This window comes from Bradyrhizobium sp. STM 3566 (assembly GCF_045571445.1).
In the GTDB taxonomy this organism is placed as follows: domain Bacteria; phylum Pseudomonadota; class Alphaproteobacteria; order Rhizobiales; family Xanthobacteraceae; genus Bradyrhizobium; species Bradyrhizobium vignae.
This window is the reverse complement of record NZ_CP120692.1, coordinates 6,163,815-6,183,583: the sequence shown is the minus strand read 5'-3', so window position 1 is coordinate 6,183,583 and position 19,769 is coordinate 6,163,815. Positions and strand designations below refer to the sequence as shown.

Annotated in this window: 11 protein-coding genes and 6 pseudogenes; 11 read left to right on the top strand and 6 right to left on the bottom strand. The window is 57.9% G+C overall.

All coding sequences use genetic code 11. The annotated features are described in order from the left end of the window. Positions 1-915: 915 nt before the first annotated feature. Positions 916-1,152: pseudogene (locus P6U27_RS29770) on the top strand (pantoate--beta-alanine ligase); the annotation flags it as partial. Positions 1,153-2,807: 1,655 nt separating this feature from the next. Further along, positions 2,808-3,008 (top strand): hypothetical protein, encoded by a 201-nt coding sequence (locus tag P6U27_RS29765; protein WP_407121569.1) that lies wholly within the window; start codon positions 2,808-2,810, stop codon positions 3,006-3,008. A 937-nt stretch (positions 3,009-3,945) separates the two neighbouring features. Here P6U27_RS29765 and P6U27_RS29760 read toward each other — a convergent pair. Together P6U27_RS29760 and P6U27_RS29755 are read right to left on the bottom strand one after the other, a co-directional pair. Beyond that, on the bottom strand, positions 3,946-4,149 hold the full coding sequence (locus tag P6U27_RS29760) for a hypothetical protein (RefSeq protein WP_407121570.1): 204 nt from the start codon (positions 4,147-4,149) through the stop codon (positions 3,946-3,948). A 369-nt stretch (positions 4,150-4,518) separates the two neighbouring features. Continuing rightward, positions 4,519-4,851: a hypothetical protein gene (locus P6U27_RS29755; protein ID WP_407121571.1), complete on the bottom strand. Its 333-nt coding sequence runs from the start codon at positions 4,849-4,851 to the stop codon at positions 4,519-4,521. A 38-nt stretch (positions 4,852-4,889) separates the two neighbouring features. Between P6U27_RS29755 and P6U27_RS29750 the strand changes: the two are divergent. Both P6U27_RS29750 and P6U27_RS29745 read left to right on the top strand, forming a co-directional pair. Beyond that, positions 4,890-5,087 (top strand): annotated as a pseudogene (locus P6U27_RS29750) (ectoine synthase); the annotation flags it as partial. 332 nt (positions 5,088-5,419) lie between these two features. After that, positions 5,420-5,899, top strand: coding sequence for a hypothetical protein (locus tag P6U27_RS29745; protein WP_407123217.1), 480 nt, complete (start codon positions 5,420-5,422; stop codon positions 5,897-5,899). 166 nt (positions 5,900-6,065) lie between these two features. On the opposite strand, the pseudogene P6U27_RS29740 reads toward P6U27_RS29745, so the two are convergent. Next, positions 6,066-6,335, bottom strand: a pseudogene (locus P6U27_RS29740) (transposase); the annotation flags it as partial. Between the two features lie 576 nt (positions 6,336-6,911). Here P6U27_RS29740 and P6U27_RS29735 point away from each other — a divergent pair. The 4 genes from P6U27_RS29735 to P6U27_RS29720 all read left to right on the top strand — a co-directional run bounded on the left by P6U27_RS29735 (position 6,912) and on the right by P6U27_RS29720 (position 10,622). Then, positions 6,912-7,982, top strand: a complete 1,071-nt coding sequence (locus P6U27_RS29735) for a hypothetical protein (protein ID WP_407121572.1) — start codon at positions 6,912-6,914, stop codon at positions 7,980-7,982. 79 nt (positions 7,983-8,061) lie between these two features. Then, positions 8,062-8,601: an AMP-binding protein gene (locus P6U27_RS29730; RefSeq protein WP_407192995.1), complete on the top strand. Its 540-nt coding sequence runs from the start codon at positions 8,062-8,064 to the stop codon at positions 8,599-8,601. Between the two features lie 4 nt (positions 8,602-8,605). Continuing rightward, entirely contained in the window at positions 8,606-9,115 is a 510-nt protein-coding gene (locus P6U27_RS29725) for a thioesterase domain-containing protein (protein WP_407192994.1), read from the top strand. A 1,015-nt stretch (positions 9,116-10,130) separates the two neighbouring features. After that, positions 10,131-10,622 carry a hypothetical protein gene (locus P6U27_RS29720; RefSeq protein WP_407121573.1) on the top strand — a complete coding sequence of 164 codons (492 nt, stop codon included), beginning with the start codon at positions 10,131-10,133 and terminating at the stop codon, positions 10,620-10,622. On the opposite strand, the gene P6U27_RS29715 is transcribed toward P6U27_RS29720, so the two are convergent. Beyond that, a complete protein-coding gene (locus tag P6U27_RS29715; RefSeq protein ID WP_407192993.1) occupies positions 10,581-11,462 on the bottom strand; it encodes an outer membrane protein in 882 nt (293 codons plus the stop codon). The genes P6U27_RS29720 and P6U27_RS29715 overlap by 42 nt on opposite strands. Before the next feature lie 807 nt (positions 11,463-12,269). Beyond that, entirely contained in the window at positions 12,270-13,595 is a 1,326-nt protein-coding gene (locus P6U27_RS29710) for a DUF3422 family protein (protein ID WP_407192992.1), read from the bottom strand. A gap of 1,366 nt (positions 13,596-14,961) precedes the next feature. On the opposite strand from P6U27_RS29710, the gene P6U27_RS29705 reads away from it, so the two are divergent. Both P6U27_RS29705 and P6U27_RS29700 read left to right on the top strand, forming a co-directional pair. Continuing rightward, entirely contained in the window at positions 14,962-15,789 is an 828-nt protein-coding gene (locus P6U27_RS29705) for a TlpA disulfide reductase family protein (protein WP_407192991.1), read from the top strand. A 583-nt stretch (positions 15,790-16,372) separates the two neighbouring features. Continuing rightward, a pseudogene (locus P6U27_RS29700) lies at positions 16,373-18,212 on the top strand (ABC transporter ATP-binding protein). Between the two features lie 620 nt (positions 18,213-18,832). Here the strand turns inward: P6U27_RS29700 and P6U27_RS29695 are convergent. Continuing rightward, positions 18,833-19,488 (bottom strand): annotated as a pseudogene (locus P6U27_RS29695) (aminotransferase class V-fold PLP-dependent enzyme); the annotation flags it as partial. A gap of 74 nt (positions 19,489-19,562) precedes the next feature. On the opposite strand from P6U27_RS29695, the pseudogene P6U27_RS29690 reads away from it, so the two are divergent. Continuing rightward, a pseudogene (locus P6U27_RS29690) lies at positions 19,563-19,769 on the top strand (aminotransferase class V-fold PLP-dependent enzyme); the annotation flags it as partial.

The following is a 19,769-nucleotide window of genomic DNA, read 5'->3' as shown; positions in this document are numbered from 1 at the left end:
AGACTCCTTCTGCAGTGACAGGAGTTTGCAAGGCGAAAGTGTCCGTATTGCTGCCGTTTGAGTGTCCCACGAGGCTGCAAGCACCCAAGATTTCGCAGGCTCGTGCTTTAAGCACTTGCTTTAAGCGCTCCTGATCCAACCGCCGCAGTAATCCTGCCGGCTAGTCGAGAAATGCGCAGCATTTGGCCGAAATGTCGAGCGAATTGCGCTAATCACGATTAAAGCAATCCCTTATCTTGAGAAAATTCTCGGGGAGGCTTTCTGCGGAAAGTACTGCTTCGCGAGGCAATCGCACTTAGTCACTTGATGGCTGCAAGAACCAGGTGGACGGACCGAGCGATGGTGCACGCGGTGCTGTGGTCAGAGGGCAGCGGGGCTTCCCAAGTAAATGTCTCACAGGAGGCGAGAATGCACATTGGCTTCCGTAGCTCTCTTTATCGTTGAGCGTGCTGCGCGAGTGCGGCGGAAAGTTTGGGCTGATCAGGCATTACTGCTGCAGAACGGCCCTTTGCTCCAAGAAATGCGTCAACCGCTTTAAGGCGCGACGGGAGGCTGATCAGAAATGGCTTCGATGGCGGCGGGCGGCCTAGGAAGGGACTGACTGAGTTGTGGCCGGTACGGCCCTGGTCAGAAAATGCGAGTGGCCCTCTAGAGGGTGTGGAGGTCAAGTGACAGAAACATCGGCACAAATAATCGACTTTAGAACCTACAGGGTCAACAGGCTGGCTCGATCTAAGCGGCTTCGCGACGACATCTATTCGACCGCGACTCTCGCTGCCCTCACAGCAACCTGTCTCCTTTGGACATTCCTGGCCTGCCATCCATTCGCTTTGCTCGGTGCCCCGACGCCAAAGCAGCAGCCCCACGAGTTCCCCTAAGGGACAGGCGCGGAGATTGGCCCTAAAGACGAAGTCCCTCGCTACCGCAGCGCAAGAGTTTGCCTCAGGGGAGCGCGACGCGGCAATCCTGAGTGCGCTCGCAAGGACGCATTTGGAAAAGGTCGATGGACTGGAGTACCTTGAGCTTGTCGACACTGGGACACTCAAGCGTGCCGTGAGCCCTCTGCGCTATCCGGCGGTGCTCTCTGTCGCAGCCTACGTAGGCTCGACTCGGTTGATCGACAATGTAGTCCTGTCCTGGGCGCCATCGTAGCCAGATGCGCAAGTCATGCGCCTAGAAGCACTCGAGCCCGATGGGTCAGCCCTGCAAATCCTGATAATCCTGGAAGAACTCTCGAACGCGATCGGAGCAGCTCTTTTGTGTCCTCAACAACTGCCCCGCGATCGAGCTCATGATGTAGGTTGGAATTGACTCTGCCACTGGCGGGGCGAGGCGAGGCCGCACCGCGCTGCCGAAAGCACCCCAAGTGCGAGTTCGCATTTCGTATTATGACCTCGGCGGCTCGCTCAGATTCTCAGGCACATTCCGGCTGCTTTGCGCGCTAGTTACGACGTGGCGCAAAACAATTTCAGAAAGTCGTACGACCAGCTGTCTGAGACGCGCAATCTCCTGCTTGCAGCGCTCCAGCTCTTGCTGTTCGTCGGTCATCACAGATGTTGTGCGACGACGGCTACTGCCGAGATGATTCATATAGCTCCCTTTCCGTTTTAAAAAAAAACGCGTGATTCAACAAAAGCACGGCAGATAATCAACGAGCCGGTCGCTTCTTTTACCTGAGCCAGTCGTCTCGGCGTCAGATCGCAGCAGTTTCAGCAGGCAGCCCGCGCGGCCTGGTTTGCTAGCTCACTCGCTGCAGAGAGCTCGCGCCCATCTCGCAGGCTTTGGTGACGCCAGCCCGCTCACAACTCATGCCCAGTTACCACAATGGTCGACGATCCAAGAATCGCGCAGATAACGTGGCCACTAAACATGCCGCGCTCGGCTGAATGTGATTACTCTGGGCGGAGACTATAACAAAATGGCAATATCGATTAATGCAATGCGCCGCGCTGTCGCGCGCAAATCCTGCACTACGGCAGCGCCCCTGATGAAGTTTCACGCGACGTTCGCGTGTCCGCGCAGGGTCCCTCCGCTACACTAGCTTAAATGTCCAAAACCCAAGTAGCAGCGAGATCATCCGCCTGCAAGCGGCTTTGCCAAAGGAAGGTCGCTGCTGCCAATACGTGCGATGATGGATCGATAACAGACGCCCATGATCATGAAATCGCGAGGATCGCGCAGTCGACCTAGTCAAGCTGCACAAAGCCGAACCTCCCTCAAGAGCCGCTAGCGGGGTGAGTTGCGGGTGACTGAGAGCGGGCAACGGATCTCGGCCCGATTTCTTCGCCAGACGCGGGGTTGGCGCTGATTTTTGATGCAAACGAACCCTTCACCGCAAAAATTATTCGCGAGCCAGCGCAGGATGGGAAGGGCTCGGGCCTGGAGCCGATAGGTGCGGTCTTCCGGAGCAGGGCAGTGGCAAGCGATCTCTACCAACTCCCTCCGGGCGGGTATGCCGAAGCATTCGTTTGAACGCAGCAGGCTCGATAAGCGGCAAATCCTCTGGCGGCAATTGAACTAGATGAGACTCGTAACGAGCAGCACCGTCCGAGCATTGGCCTGCTACAGCCGGAAGCCAGTCCGGCGTGCAATAAGCCGGCGCGACTTCATCTCCGGGGACCCAAGAGCGTCAAGTTGGCCTCTGAGCTCTAGCAGGCTTGGCTGTTAAGCAGAGAGGGGGCGACGTGCTGGGCACCGCGCTGAAAATCAGCCGCCCGGCAGCGCGAAGGCTAGTACGATCTGTTGTATTTAAGTTGCGGTCCTACAAATGCCCATTATCTTCTTTGATGGGGTGAGGGAGATCTCCAATGCTGGACGGTGCCACGACCGCGCTTCTGCGCACGATCCTGGATGAGATTTGCGAGAGCGTTTCACCGTATGACGTTGGCGTCCGCGTCTACGTCGCCTCCAAAATCCTGGAGGCCGCCACCAAAGGTGAGACGCGCCCCGATCTGCTTAAACAGGTTGGTCAGGAAGCTCTTTCCAAAGCACCAACGATGTGGCGGTAGATCTACTACATGCCTTTGTCATCGAGGTGAATTTCAAAGGCACAGTGGTGAAGGATCCTGGCCTGTTATCCAGGTTCGCGAATTGCGATGTCCCCTGCGGCATAGCGATCCGGCTAGCTCGCGGAAAGTTATCGTCCTCACAGATCGATAGCGCTCACACGTCACCTTCGGCATTATCCGATGGAGCATTGTCATGGCGCATTCTTTTGCGCGCAGCGGATGCGAAAGGCTCCGCGCCTTGAAGTTCATTGTTCGTTTCGTTGGCGACATTCATCAGCGTGCGGCGGTGGTCGGTATGCTGGTTAAGAAGCAGTACGCAGTGTTCGTCGACTACGCGTCAAATGGGACGTATGCGCGATGGCGGCCGGCGAAGTGTCGTATCAATGCGCTCCGGTTCCTAGTGGCACCCCATCGCACGCGCGGGGTCGACCGATCACACAATCCGGCATCTGGAATGCTCTGCTCAAAATGAAATCTTGTTCCTGCGGAGCGGTGCAAACTTTGTCGATTCGGCTTCTTCAATCGTTAGATTAGTGCCAAGCTTGTCACAATCAGCGCTGGTGCCTTACGTTCTCGATCATAGACCGCCCGACCGTTCCCGCCCTCCGAACGAAGAATCTGTTTTGCGAGGAGGCGCCGTCAGTCAATCCTTGTCCCCCTAGTTGTTTACCGCGATCCATCACGACAGGCCATGCAGCCGGCTTCGCGCATCTGCATATGTATATCGGTTGGCGCGTTGCTCGCCGCGAGCGGCCGATCACTGAAGCAAGAGAGTAGCTCGCACAAAAGGCTGCGCATCTTGGCCTTTGCGCACGCCCTTGCGCTACGATGCCGGTGAACGCATCGCGCCAATAAGCCTCAACCGAAAAAAGCGGCCGAAGTCAATGTTCGGCGCCGGAACGCCGTCAACTGACCCGAGCCGGTGCGTCGTTCCTGTTTACTCCCGTGCGAGCGCCGCAAGTGCCCTTTCGATGACTGCGATTTCTTGAGTGACCTGAGCGATCGTTTGCTTCGGATCAGTGCCGGTAACGCAGTTCAACTGCTGCACTAGCTTCCGCCGATGCGCCAGAAGATTCTCCAGCGCGCTACGGTTGTTTAGTTTCACATAGCCGTCGACAATCAATTCAATCGAAAGAGACATCGAAACCTTCAAACAAAGCTATTCTCAACGAGAGCGTATAGCACATCGGCAAATGATGTTCAGCTCATTCGGAGAGAGTACTGACGGGCGAGCTTTGTTAGCGACAAGCGGCTGGCGAGGGGAGCGTGAGTCGCCCATTCCCTCCGCCTTACCAGCGTTCAGCTCTGTTTGCGGAACTAGTCGGGAAGAAAGACAGTGTAAGGTGGGCCAAAAACGGTGCGGATCGTCGCCATGGAATTGCTAGGGCTAGGGGAGGGAGGATATCACGAACTGGCATGGTCCTTATCCGCCTACCGAATGCGATGACAGGCGGCGCGTTGATCGACGACATGCTCGCCTGAATATCTCTTCGCAGAGATTGCGAACACCTCAGGAGCGTTCAGGATGCTCGATAAAGAGTTGGCCCGCATTCGTGCTCACCGTAACATCATCGACCGCTATCGTCGCCTGCTGAAGGCGAGCCTGTCGGATGTCGAAAGTCAGTTCGTTGAACGGCGCCTCACCGAAGATCAGGCCGCGCTCGGGTCTCTTTCGGTCGCGACGTTTCCGCTCGCGTTTAGCCTTCGGAACGGAGTGGTCAAATCGGAGGCGCGAACGACGCGCGCATTCGGGACCACGCGATTTCTCGCCGGCGGCCTCATCATGAGGTCGCGAGGCGGCAAATAATCGATGATCATCTGCTGCATCGGTGGCTCGTACCATTGCCCCAATCAACGAAGTGGTCGGTCGCTTCAATGGCCGGAGAGGGCGAGGTCGAGGACATGGACGGATATGTCTATCCCATTCGCAAGGGCGACATGTATGTGCTCGACAAGCATGACAAGCATTTTCTGCGCAGGGGACGCGGCAAGGACACGGTCCTCGTTAGCATCTTTAACCCGCCCCTCAACGGAACCGAGCGCCACAACCTCTACGACCCGGCAGGCTCCACATATTGAGCGACGCGAGTAAACGACGATCTGATATGAACTGCCGCTAATAGCAAAGGTCCGCATCGCCTCGCTAAAAATGTTAACGGACAACTTCCTTGTGCCTGGGCGGAGCTGCCGAATCAGTTCGGTGGCTGCTATGGCAGGGAAGATCAGCATGCGCGCAAGGCGCGAGATCACATCAGCGCTGGCCGAGCGTTATCAGGCGAGCGGGCGGCTCGAGAAGTGACGGATCCTAGACGAGCTGTGCGCCGTTGCCGTCCGAGCTCTGTCAGTGGACGGGGGGCACGGCAGTGCCGCGGGGAGGGGGGCGGAGCCGGACCTGCGGAGCTTCCATTCGCATGGCACGGCTGCGTGAGATTTACCGCACGCTTGATCCGCTGGCATTCCTAACGCAGATGAGGGGCGCTCAAAATGAGCTGGGCAAGCGTGTTGATCAGCGGGCTGGAAAGCCAGCGATGACGGTCGCGCCGGTGCAAAGCGACTTGACCACCTTTGCCCGAGAGCTCGGCGATGGTTGGAAACACGGTGAGCAGCGGGGTATTCATCGGCGCCAGTATGTGCGGCGCAAACCTGTGCCACGTCGGCCATCGAAGCTCGACCCATACATTCCCATGATCGAGGAATGGCTTGCCGCGGCTCCGCACTTGTCCGCGGTCGATCTTCTCTGCCGGCTGGCGGCGCATGCGCCCGATAAGTTCAGTGGCCATCAGCGGCGTACGGTGCAGCGGTTGGTGAAGAATTGGCGATCAAAGGCCGCCCGACAGCTCATCAGCAGCACCGAAACCATACTATCGGTCCAAGCTTCCCTCGGTGTCTAAATCCGACGTGTTGCTTCGCCGAATCACCGCAAGCCGCTCGCTCGCTACGGCGCTCTGGAGGGCGCGCTTCGCGAGCGGCTTGCTCGGACCCGCGGCGTCCAATTCGGGCAACAGCTGGGGGCGCTTCGGTAAGATTGTCTTCTGAGGTAATATGAGGAGCAATTCCCATGGCGGCGCGGTCGGCACCGCCCAGGCTGCCGCCCAAGGTCCAGTTGCGCCTTCCCAAGGCTATGCCGTGCAACGTTCTTTCGCCGGCGTTATTGCTGGGGCAGATCCTGCCATCGTCAAGAAAGCGGGCAAAGCCGGCCCAGCACCTGAGCATGTAATTCGTGGGCTTCAGGATCTCGGAGGAGCGCGAGAGAGGTTCTCGATCGCGCAGCAGCCGGGCGTGCATGTTGTCGAGCAACGGCTTGCTTCTCTCCTGGCTCACTTGCAAGCCGATTGACACTAAATCCTTCGGAGCGGTCTTAGGAGACGCGCTCGCCGAATGCGGTTCAGCTGAGCTGACGGCTCACGTTGCCAATCCACGTCCATTTTTGTCCGGAACACCGAGCGAGAGTCCGGAGGCGCATGCCGACTTATAGCGCCCCATTTGTACGATATCGAGCGGCGCTGTTGGACACGTGACATAGCACCGACCCTGCTATCGCATTGATTGCAGTCGATTTCAACTTTGGCACGATAGATGCGTAATCCTCTGAATTGCGACACGCAGGAGAAATCGTTCGATGAGAGGAGATTGAGAGATTCTGGCCTTGGGTAGCCAGGTTTCGCCACAGCCCAGGTTGATCTGTGACCGAAATTGCGGGGGGAGGGGGGCGCCGATGGCACAGGCCAGCCTGATAGCTGAACTGCTGAAAGGATGACGATGGAGCACGAGTCGCCTCTGGAGCCCGCGAACGCCTACGAACCAAGCGACCGGGATAGGCCTTCTGCAAGCCGAATAACCTTCTCAAGCGTGTTTATCGGCAGCGGAAGGCCCGCAATCCGCGACGCTCAGCTGGCATTGGTAATGGACCACGTCATTGGTGCAGCGCTGTGTGCCGATTCCACCTTTGCTCAGTGGGCAGCTGATGCCAACATTCCGTGTATGGAAAGTATTGAAGAGCTCTCGTCATTTATGAAGGCTGAGCCGGTAGATTGGATCTTCTCAATCGCCAATCCATTCACATTGCCATTGGACGTGTTAGAGCGAGCGCGTCGAGGTGCTTTCAAATACGTGCTGGATGCGCAAGCTCTTGCCAAGCGTTTCAACGTGGATCAAAGTGGTCGCTTTCTTATCTTGAGCGATGAGCAGGTGCAGAGCATAACCGCCGCACATGAGTTGCTGGCGCCTCTGGAGAATTTTTGGCGGAAGCGGCTTGGACAGTTCAAGCGATTGCATTTTCCTTTACTGTCATCGTCCGCGGCTGCGCCGCCTCCCGAATGGCAGTCGAGTTCGTGGTCCAACCTAAGCGCTTTGGCCAAACTATGTCCGCAAGATCGCTCGAAGTATTTGCTAACGGCTTGGTTGATCTATCTCGCGCGCCTCACGGGAGAAAAAGAACCTCAAGTGGGATGGAAACCTGCATGGGATGGATTACAGGCTGGCTCTAAGCTCCTTGAGGCTTTGATCGCCTCCGTCGTGCCGATGAATGTTTGCATTGATCTTAATCATGGTTTTGAAGAAGTGCGCAAAGCCGTAGCGGCCGAAGTCGCTCAGCTGAGGGCGCATGCGAGCTTTGCCCGGGATCTAATCGCTCGTTGCCCGACATTGCGAGATGTTGAGGCGTTGCGGTTGCGCCAGCCTTGGCCGATCGGCATTGCAGTCACGTCAGAGAGCGGTTCCGTCGCTGACGATCTGACGACGAGCCACAAAGCTGGCCAAGCCGTATGCGGCAACTTGCTGACGTTTGAAGTTCGTGCTCCGGATGGGAGCTTCCGCTGGCATTTTGATGCCGCGCGATTAGCCCCGCAGGTGATCGACGGCATGACGCAGCATTTGCAAACTTTGTTGCGCGGCGCGATGAACGATGCCGGGCAGGCTGTCGGCCGAATCGACATCTCCCAGGCGACGAACGCCGAGATCCGTTGGAGGATTTGAATGGCACGGCAACGCTTGTTTCGCACGAGCGATGTATACATGAGCTGTTCGAGGCCCAGGTGTATAAGGCCCCGAAGCGGTGACGGTGGTCCACGGGAAGGAGAGACTGAGCTATGACGAACTCAATGCGCGGGCCAACCAGCTGGCGCATCATCTGATCGAGCTCGGCGTTAGGCCGGACCAGCCAGTGGCGATCTGCCTAGAACGCAGCCTACCGATGGTGGTTGGTGTCTTGGCTATCCTCAAGGCGGGAGGCGCCTATCTGCCGCTGGATCCGGCTTATCCCTCAGAACGGCTGCGGCAGATTGTCGACGATGCAAAACCGAAACTGCTGCTTTGTGATGTTGCCGGTCGAACCGCATTAGGTGCGGAGGCTCTAGCGGGAGTGACGGTGGTCGACCTGGAGACCGCGACGCCGTCCTGGGCCCCGCGGTCGCCTTCGAACCCGGACCCGCACACACTTGGCCTCACGATGCCTCACGTCGGACGTCCCATCGCCAACACGCGGGTGTACTTGCTGGATGGCGATGGCGCGCCGGTGCCGTTCGGCGCGGTCGGCGAACTTTGTTTACACTCTGCCATGGCCGCCTATAAACGACGTTTGGCCGCTGCCTCTTGAGACGATGGCCGCGGAGATGATTGTCGCGATGAAAGAGATCCAACCACATGACCCATACCGCCTTGCTGGATACTCATCAGGTGCAATCCTCGCTTATGCAATTGCCGAGCAGCTACTGCGTCTTGATGAAGCTGTGTCATTCATGGCCTTCATCGATGTTAGTCTACCTGCGGTTTCTTCAAACGCGCTGCTCGATAATTTGGCGCGAGAATTTGTCTTGGATCGTTGCGGGGTCTTGCGGGATGCACATCGGCAGGTACTGGAACGCGACGCCGACCAATCTTCCGTCTTTGAGGTGCTTGAAAAGGCGCAACAACTAGGTGCGCTCCCTTCAGATTACGAGATCCACAACGAACTTTCGATGTATCAAAGGGCCACGACATTTCACCGGTCGCTACAGTCTTATCGCATTCCGTCGCTGCCGATTGAAATCCACCAGTTTTTTATGAAAGTGAGCCTCTCACAAGTCGTGGGTTATCACATGACGGACAACCCGACCGGGAGTTGCCAATGAAGGGTTGGGACCGGGTTGTGAATGCTAGGTCTATTCATGCTGTACCAAGTTCCAGGCAACCACGAGACAATGGTGAACCACCCAGAGAACCGCCGAGTTCTGGCTCGAGCCATTTCAATAGCCCTGATCGGGAGTGCTGAATAGATCCAAAGAACTTTCTCAGAAGCGAGCGAAGTCATCGCGTCCTGGACGACAACAAACTTGGTCGTGCACACTCCCTGAGAACGGGCTGGAAGACCTGGGCAGCTTGATCGAGGACTTCAAGGAGCGTGTCAGTTTCGCCAATCATCCCGATAATCGTTGGCCAGAGCAGGGCGAGCTTCGAACAAAAGCGGCAGCCAAGCGAGCGCGGCGGGAATTCGAGGCTGCGCGCTAGCTCCTCGAACAAATGAATCGAGCTCGGGATTACCGGCCGCCAGAATGCACGCACTCAATCTGCATTCCTTGTCCGAGGAAGATCCCGATACGGCAAGAAGCTCTTGGATGATCAGATCCGAGAATTACCCAGCTTTTGGACAAAAACAGACGCGCCAACCCTCTTGAGTGTCGCGCACTGCTGTCGTTTCCAGGCCAACCTGAAACGTTGCGGCGTTTCGTCAACTTGGGGACGCGGATTGAAACTTTTGTTCAAGAGCGAAAATGAAGCTCCGACACTTTACTTGTATTGCCATAGAAACGATCGAAGGAGGTTGGAAAATCCTCAAGGAAGGCCGGATGATGGGTGCCAGCGTGTCGGCCCGACAATTTTGGTCCTCAAGGAAGTCGAGAGCCTTCTGGGCTTGCACATTGTACCAAGCAGCAGCTCTGCTCGATTTCGAGGTGCTTCACCATCGTTACCCACGACCTCGGCGCCGTTGTTATGGTGCCGAGGTCGATGCTTACGAGCACGCCTGGATGTCGCGTTTGATAGTTTCGGGCCTGCCGAAATCAAGTCTTTGAATCGAATTTGTATGAAGCCTGAAAGAATGTACCCCAGCGCTCCATGCTGTACTTCGCAAATGCGGGCGAGTGCTCGATGCAACCGTTCGCAGTGCATGGACCAAGCGTCCCTTTTAGTCCACATAGCCCAATAGCGGGCACCAAAGCCAATGCTAAAGTTGCTGGTGACGAAGTAGGACAGCGCACCTTCAAGCTGGACGCCGCCGCCACCATTGCCGCGTTGTTCCGTGAAGGTCGTCTCGGCACGCAGGAGGTGATTGTCTCGCCCGATGAAATCAGTCCAGGGCAGGTAAGCGACATCAGTGCTCAAGAGCCAGCGCTCGGCCAGCATGGTTTCGGCGCTCAGGCCGATTCGAGGAGCATTCCACTGCGTATCCTCAGTGCCAACGATCCTGTTGTCACCCGGGGCAAGACATCGACGCCAGGGATGAGCGACCTCAACACAACCGGTCCTGTCCGAGCTCTGGCTGTAATAGGTCCGGCCTATAAATCCACCTACTTTGTAGTTCGTAGCGCGCAGGAAATCTTAGCCGACGTCGGCCGCGTAATATGTGAATCTTCCGTTTGACTGACTTTCAAGGGCGTTCTGGTAGGGCCGCTCTTTGTGGGGGATCCAATCTTCATTGCTCATCTTCCCTTTGTTGAGAGGCCCGGTACCAAGATCGCTCTTCAGGAAAACTCCCCACGGGCCGTCGATGCGGCCGAATAACTCCCCGGAAAATCCGTCCAGTCCATGATACGTGAGCCTTGATATCAGAAAGCTGGGATCTTCGTCTTGGTCCGCTGCGCTGTGATCCCACTGGAATCTCCCCCGGCTGAGCCAGAGCCGCGAGCCGCCTTCGAATGACCAGCCCGGCACGTAGGGGATGGGCCGTGCGCTGCCTGGCAGTGACGCACTAGACCACTCTGCAGCCCTTCGGTCGGCGTCGAAATGGTAGTTAAGGCCAATCCTTCCGACGTGATAGTCGCTGGACAGGCTGGTTGTGTTCGCTGGCAGAACCGCACGCGGCGGAAATTGCACTGTCGAAGGCGTCGCGACGCCCGGTCCGCCAAAGTGCAGATAGTCATACTCGACGTTCACCGACCATGCAGGCGTAATCGCTTGCTCGACGCCCAGCCCGATGATGCTCCCGACCCGACCATAGTCGAAATGGGTTTTCTCTTGTGGCTGGCCGCCTTCAAAGTTGTTGACGACATCGCCCCTGTTGTTTTGCCAGGAGACGCGTCCCTTGAGATACGCCAGCGTATGACCGAATGCGCCAAAAGCGTAGCCAATGCGGCCAGTCCCGCTGGCGAAGAGGTCGGGACCTGCGACGCAGTTTGCGCTGACAATCAAGCCCGAATGAGCGAGGCAGGTATTTGTGCCTTCGGAAATAAGGCCGCTGGCATTCAGTTCAATGCCGAACACCCAGCTGCTGCTCTGCCAATTGTAGCCGATCTGGCCACCCGCGAGAAATGCCGGGCTTCCACGATGCCGCCATAGATCGAGGGACCGTAGGGATTGCTGAAGGAGGTTTGCCCGTACCCACCGCCGACGTGTCCGCCGATATAGCCACCCGACCAATTCCATACGGTAAGCGGCAGCGTCGGTCCTGGCTCAACGCGTGCGTTGGCCGCTCCGCTTTCCATGGCCGCAATCGTCGTGACACCCAACAGAAGAACTCTCGATTTCATCAGAGGCCTTGCACTTTCCCGGTCCACACCGGCTTCTTAAATTGTCGCAAATGGTGAAGCGTCGCGGCGAGAATTGAGTCGCGGAAAGCTTGCCAAATCCGCTCCAAACATCACGCACTGCGATTGGTGACGATGCACCGACTAGAGCAATGCATGTGCCACACTGAATTGGATGTGCTTTGCAGGTTTTCTAACAGTTGGCCGCGTCAACTTGCCGGCGGTCGTCTCAAATCCGACAATCTGAGCTACCGAGATCTCTCCACAGCCCGACCTTTGTGACGGCAAATCCAATGCTCAGCGTTTACAATTACGAGAAATAGTTGCGCACCAAAGCGCCAGCACACCAGCAAAGGTGAGGGCTTCAGCTCGATTTGGTCCCGTCGGAGACGCAACGGCGACTGACCCGATCCACAGTGCACCTTGCCCGGCCGGTCCTGGCGGGGCATTACCTTGCGCAGTCGGCGGCAGCAATCTTGCGGCAGCGTCGCCCCCGACGACGCGAGCTTGGCAGGACGAACCCACCGATTTCCTCAAGGAGCTTTTACTCGCAAGTAACCGAGCGCGCATCGTCGTGCTTGAGGTGTCGCTTTCGGACATTGTAACTCATCAGCCAGATCACGCCGACTGCGATCGGCACGAAGGCTGCGGTCAGGAACGAGGGCTCTACTTGCAGTCCGACATCATGCGCGCCTTTGGCAAGATAGCTAAACAGGCTGACCACATAATATCCGATCGCCCCGACTGACAATCCTTCGACCGTGCACTGAAGCCGAAGCTGCTGTCTCGCGCGCTCGTTGATAGCCTGCAACAGGTCACGATGCTGTCGTTCGATTTCGACGTCGACCCGGGTTCGCAACAGATCGGCGGCACGCGCGAGCTTGACCGACAGGGTCGCCTGACGATCCTCCACAGTTGCGCAGGTTCGCATCGCGGGCGCCATGCGGCGTGCCAAAAACGATGACCAGGTTGGATAGCGCGAGACATCGTTGCCTTCAATGATGGATAGTCGAGATTGGACCAGCTCGTTATAGGCCCTGCTGGCGCCGAACCGAAACAGGCTGCCGGTCGCGCCTCTTTCGAAGGATGCGGCCAATGCCGTCAGCTCGGCAAGCAGATGGTTGTTGAACTGGAGCCCCTCACCACTTTGCATTTTCTCGAGCGCCTCAACAAGACGGCGGTCGATGCGATCAATAGATGGTGCAAGCTCCAGGGCCGCCGACAGGCCAAGAAGCGCCAATGGGCGGTAGGTCTCGATCTCCAGGAGCCGTTGCACTAGCGCTCCGAGATCGTGCGACGTCAACCCGAGATCGCAGACGAGGATTTTCGTGAAGCCTTTTTCGTCTACGCGGAAGTCTGAAGCGGCAACGGCTGCGCCGCTCTTTGTGGCAACCATGGCCAGGCTGTTCTTGTCAAAAATCTGTTCGGCCCGCTTGGTGGGCGATCCTTCCCGCTCCACTTCTAGCCTGATCGCGACCAGCAACTGTCCGGTCTGACGTAACGCGCGGATCAGCGATCGCACAGTGTCATCAACTTTGTCAAATCGGTCCGCGGCAGAACAATCTTCGTCAGTCCAGATCCAGGTGAATGTTGTAAACTCCGAATGCTGCTCCCAGCGTAGCGTAACGGGCCCGATTACAATTTGGTGAAGTTTCGCCGATTGCTCAGGCGGCGTAAGATTGCGCTCGAGGCAAAAGTCGATAAAACGACAGCGGTCGCTTGTGGCTGCCTCGCCCTGTGCAACAAAAGCGAAGTGGATCACGCTGAAGGGCGAAACAAGGCGAGTGAAGGGGCGCGTGTGCACTTCGCCAAGCACAGCGGCGCGTTGAGGGTGTAACGTGAAGGTTCGCAGATCCAGTTCATCGATCATCTATTGGCGCCTCGCTTCAGGGTGAGCAGGCAGCCGCCAACGTTGACGCGGCAGGCGATGGCGGTGTTAGGAAAGGGTTGGGCGCGGCTAGGTTGCCGATCGCGCCATGTCGAGGATTGCTACCCAGGCCGCCTTGAACTCGGGAGAGGTCTTGCAGCTGGAAGGTCAGGACAGGCAAATTGAGATGAAGCCGCCTCATCCAGCTATCAGATGACGCGCCTGAACGTATGATCCGGTGTTTATGGCGAAATGCCGCATTGTGGTTCAATAGGTGTAGCGGTGCGCCAGCAAGCTCGTTCCGCGCTCTGGCGGTTCCGCGCGGCACTGTCCGACAAGTGCCTAGATTTACGTGGACATCGTTGTCTGTCTCCGAATCCAACCGACATCGCCCGCCGCAGAAGGGGGGCGTGCAAGTGAAGATAGGCCGCCCCTCCTCTGAAAGCAGTTTTCCGGTGCCAAGACTGATGCGGACGAGGCCGTGGCTAGCAGGAAAATCTTCCGTTCTCCGAGCGTGGTACAGATAAACGACCTCCCGTGCGACATCCGGATTGTTGATTGACCGATCGAGGCTCAACTCGACTCCCATCTTGTTGCCGGCACCAAACTTTCTGGCGCCTAGAGCCGGTGCAGGATTTGGGCCAGCACTACAGAAGGGGCAATCTCGCTTTTTTAACGCAGCTGGCTTCCGTAGACAGTCGGAGGCGGATTTCAGACATGCGCCTTGTATTCTGACCGATCTGCACGTGCCCCAAGCCACAGGGAAGGGTCTGTTTTCGGCAAGGCGATCGCTCGCCTGCCGGTGCCATTGGTTGAGCGGCCGCGCTTTGGTTGGATTGGTCGATGCAGAGCCGTGCGAGTGACCGCGCCCGGACCACCGTGCGAGGCTCGGCGATGATCGGATAACGTCACCTCGAGTGAGGTTGACTGGATTACGCAGCTGGAGCACTCTCTTCACCTTTGAGACGTCATTCAGAGTAGCCAAGCGTTGCGGCTCAACCGGTTTGTCGCAGGCAGGCAGATACGTGGCGATCGTGCCGTTGAGCTATTCATGCGCAGTCAGGCACTGCTCGCGACGATGCTGGCACAGACGTTGCTACTAAGATGCAGCAGGACTGAATGCGCTCAGCGCACCAAACGCGAGACCAGCCATGCTCACCTTCCTTGAAACGATGTGGCCCGTTTGTGAGAGGAAGCGCTTATTGCTTGTGGCTTTTTGTGTGATCGCGCTTAGCCCGGGGACACCGACATTCGCCGCGCATCTCGGTCGGAAGCGCATCTACACAAAGGCGTCACCCCTCTCGGTCCCGACGGAAGTCAGCTCACGCAAAACATCGCGCAGCCTCCGACAATCACTTTGGAGAGTAACATGGCGCCCGGCTTAGAATCTCCTGCTCCCTCGATCAAGGTGGAGAACTGGCTGGGCGGTCAGCCCGTCACGAATTTCCAGCAGGGGAAAGTGTACATTGTCGAATTTTGGGCAACTTGGTGCGCGCCATGTGCGGCGGCGTTGTCCCGCCTGGTGCAGCTGCACGAGAAATACAGAGATAGCGGAGTTGAGGTTATCGGAATAGCAGCTCGTGAACGCGCTCAAACAGCGCAAGAGGCCCGACGCAAGTTGGACGCATGGTTGACCGAAAGGTTGCCGAATCTCAACTATCGGATTGGGTTCAACTACACAGGCAAAATGGACAAGCTTTGGATGGATTCCAGCTTTTCTGTCGAAATTCCCACCTCGTTCGTGGTCGACCGTGATGGCCACGTCGCCTTTATCGATTCCCCGATGCAACTCGATGACGTTTTGCCGAAGATTCTGAACGGCCGCTGGCGGACCAGCGATGAAGCGAAAGCCGCCGATGCCGAGCGGATCGCTAAGGGCAAACGCACAATGTCGATCTTCGCTAAACTGACGCCGGCGATGGAGGCACGGGATTGGGCCGAGGCGCTTTCGGTGGTCGAAGAAGCCGTCGCTGTTCTGCCGGATGAAGTGAACTTCCGCGCGCTGCATGCGGATCTGTTGCTCCACAAAATGAACGACGTGCAGGCCGGCCTGCCCGTGATGCGCCAATTTGTTCGTGATGCGATCAACAAAAAGTCCGGGCTGTGGATGGCCATGGCGATGCGCCAACTTTTCGATCCGGCGAATGACAACTCTCATTTGCCGCAGGTCGAGCGCTTCGCAATGGGCCATGAGTAATCCGAGCACATTCTGGCAGTGGATCGTCCGCCACGCGAGGAGGCCCCTAAGTTCCTGTCCTATCCGGCGGTCGCCCCCGGTACTATTATGAGAGCGGCAACAAGGATCGCGCGATCGAGTTGATCGAGGTAACGCTGAGGTCGCTGGGGGCCCCGCACCTATCCCAGCAAGTTATGTTGGTATTGGTCCAAACACTGGCAAACTACACGGCGCAGAAGGCTTGCCATGGATCTCTATGCGCGACCCCGCAACCCGAAGTTCGCCGACCACCAAAGTGCATGCGCCGGAAGAGAAAAGATGAAGAAGAGAGTGGCGCCGATCCCGCCTATCTGGCTCACACAAGCTCGGATCGCGCAAGGTTGGCCGATGTTTCAGATTCATGCTCTCAGCCGGAGAAGCTCGCAAAGCACGTGGCGCTTTAGCTCAGCGCTTACGCCAAGAGTGAGGGAAATGGGAAGAGTTCGGCCGCAGCCCCGACATTGCGGGCATTTATCGCATTGCTCGAACGGCGCGCCAAGCATTGTGCGCATCGGGTTTGGATCGCCCGGCTTGCACACCGCGCGTGCCACCAACTCCTAGCGCCATGACAAGTCAAGACGACAAACGACCGGCCACAATCGGCTTGGTTCTCCCGTTTGCGTTGGAGCAGTGGCTGAAGCAGCCAGTCCGCGCAACTATTGTCCTCGCCGGCTTCTTAGGGTCAACGGTCGCCGACCTGTTCATGCCGGTCTATTCCGGCCATCTAGTGGATGCATTGGCCTCAGTCCCTTCCGACCAAGGGGCGCGGCATGCGGCACTGATTGCGTTCGCCGGTACCCTCACACTTGGTCTGCTCTCGATTATATTGCGACTTACGGGCTTGCGGGCAATCGTGCCGCTCACGCTGCAGACCATGTCAGATGTGGCCCGGGGGGGCTTCATGCGAGTGCAGCGCTTCTTAACGGACTGGCACGGTAACTCGTTCGCCGGCTCGACCGTGCGTAAGATCACCCGCGGCATGTGGGCGATCGATCTGTTTAATCATACGATCCTGATGGCATTGTTGCCGTCACTCGCGGTGCTCGTCGGCTCGACGATCCTGCTCGGCCTGTATTGGCCCGAGCTCGGCGCCGTGGTCGGCCTCGGCGCAGTCTTCTACGTCGCCATGACGACGGCATTCACGATCGGCTACATCGCACCGGCGGCGCGCGTCTCCAACGCCTGGGACAGCAAAGTCAGCGGCACGCTAGCGGACGCACTCACCTGCAATAATGTGGTGAAGTCCTTTGGTGCTGAAGCACGTGAGGATGCGCGGCTTGATAGTATCGTCAGACGCTGGCGGGCGCGGGTGCAGCGCACCTGGCTGCGGTCCAACAACGCGGGCGCGGTGCAGCTCGTGATGCTCTTGTGCTTCCGTGCTTCGGTGATCGGCGGCGCCATCCTGCTGTGGCTGGGCGGGCGGACCTCTCCAGGCGAGATCACCTATGTGTTGACAAGCTATTACATTATTCACGCCTATTTGCGTGATGTTGGGATGCACATCAACAATCTGCAGCGCTCGGTGAACGACATGGAGGAACTGGTTACCATCGTATTGCGAGCCGATCGGCATCGTCGATGCCCCCGACGCCAAACCAATCGACATTCACTGTGGGAGGATCACGTTCGAGGACGTCACCTTCCTGTATCGCGGCGCTCGCGTGCCGCTCTACGACGGACTGTCGATCAACATTCGCGCCGGCGAGCGGATTGGTCTGGTCGGCCGCTCCGGCTCCGGCAAGACCACGTTCGTCAAGCTGCTTCAGCGGCTCTACGACCTCTCCGGCGGCCGTATCCTGATCGACGGCCAGGACGTTGCGAAAGCCATGCAGCAGTCACTACGCAGCCAGATCTCGATCGTGGAGCAGGAGCCGATCCTGTTTCACCGCTCACTGGCAGAAAACATCGCCTATGGCCGACCCGGCGCCGGCCTGGCGGCGATCATGCAGGCGGCGAGGCTCGCCAATGCACATGACTTCATCATACGATCGCCGAAGGGCTACCGCACACTTGTGGGTGAGCGGGGCGTAAATCTGTCGGGTGGTGAGCGGCAACGTATAGCGTTGGCGCGCGCGTTCCTTGCCGATGCACCAGTGTTGATCCTGGACGAGGCTACGTCGAGCCTGGATTCGGAATCGGAAGCGCTGGTCCAAGAGGCGATGGAGCGGCTGATGAAGGACCGCACCTCGATCGTAATCGCGCACCGCCTTTCGACGGTGCGCTGCCTCGACCGCATCCTGGTGTTCGATCGCGGCAAGATCGTCGAGCAGGGCGCGCATTCGGCACTGATCGTGCAACCCGGCGGCATCTATCGCAGTCTGTTCGAGCGGCAAGCCGTCGAGGTCGACCCGCACTCGGCGGAAGGCCAGCCTAAAACACGCCTGGCCGCATCTCCGTACGCCTAGTGCTATTTGGCTGTGCTGGATTCCACATCGGCATGGCTTGATTGTTCCAATCCCTGTTTGCAATCTGGTGACGGAGGCGCGCGTGAGCCTTGATGAAGGCGCATGAAGAGCTCTTCCGGAAATGGCTCGCCGATATGGTTGCGCCGGCCAACGCCTTTGCAGTAAATCTCCGCAGTGAAATGGCTGCAGGACACTATCGGCGAGAGACGCGTCGTTTTCCGCAGCACCAGTCCACTTGTCCAGTTGGAGGCGGTCAGGCGAGGCTTTGCGGAACATTTCCCACCTCCTGGCGGACTTTGAACCCACGCTCCGGCGCGTACCGGCCTCCGAGGCAAGGACCAATCGAGAGTTTTGGCTTACCATCCACGAGGAGTTACGGCACGTCCCAAAGATGGCGGCGGTCTTTGATGTCGTGACCGAAATAGTCACAGCAAATAGGGCGTTCTACCGTTAGTACCGCGAGCTCAGAAGTGATGCTAGCGCGTCTAGCTTCTTTGGCCCCTACGCCGACCGAAATTGAGGATGCAGAGTCGTGATCCGAAAGGCGACCTCTAGATAAGCCACACGCTAGGCCGAAATCGCAAACTGGACGTGTTTGATCAATCGGCGCCGCCCGCAGCCTATGATGACGCGGCAATTCCCTTCACCGCTGACGCGAGATTGTGAACCTCATCAATCGTATTGTAGTAATGCGGGGATGCGCGAACGATGTCCGGCAGACCTCTGCTCGATGCATCTAACGGTGTACTTGTTGGTGGCGAGACGGATACATTAATGTTCTGCCCTGCAAGATTGCACTTGACCTCGCGGGCGACTGTGCCCCGAACTGTAAACGACACGATTGAAGCCGGACGTTCTCCAAGATCGTAAAGCAACACCCCAGGGACGGTGGCAAGTGCTGCTCGCAATTCGTTCGCAAGGTGGCGGCAACGTTGTTCGATCCTGTCTATGCCAATCGAAAGCGCGTAGTCCGCGGCGATACGAAGCCCAAGCCGCGCACGTAGTTCGCTTCCCAAGCCTCGAATCGTCGTGCGTCGGGCCTAAGTTCGTAGCGCTCAGGTCCAACCCAAGGTGCGCCGAACAGGTCTATCATGGCGGATTCGATGTCCTTCAGGAAATCGCCTCGGTCGACGGGGATCTGGCCAACGGCCTGGCACGCATCCAGCAGGTAGCGAACGCTATGAGCGCGTGCGATGCGTCCCACGGCTTCAGCTGGGTTCACCAAGCCGCCGTTGGTCGGTATCCACGTGATGGCGATCAGCCTTACGCGCTTATCCTACTTCGCCATCGTCGCTATCGCCGCAACTCTGCTCTGGCTAAGGTAAATGTCCACACAGCCTAGTCGGCTCAAAGCGCGAAGAAATCGCGCTGGCCGAGAATGCCACTTTGGCGTGGCAGCGCGCGTTCTATTCGCTCCGCCTTGGCCCTGGCGACCGAATTCTCACTAGCTCCGCAGAGTTTGCGACAAATTATTGCGATTTTGCAGGTCGCTCGCCGTACGGGCGCTCGGGTCGAGGTTATTCCGACGAGGCAAATCACGTTCTGGACCCGGAGGCC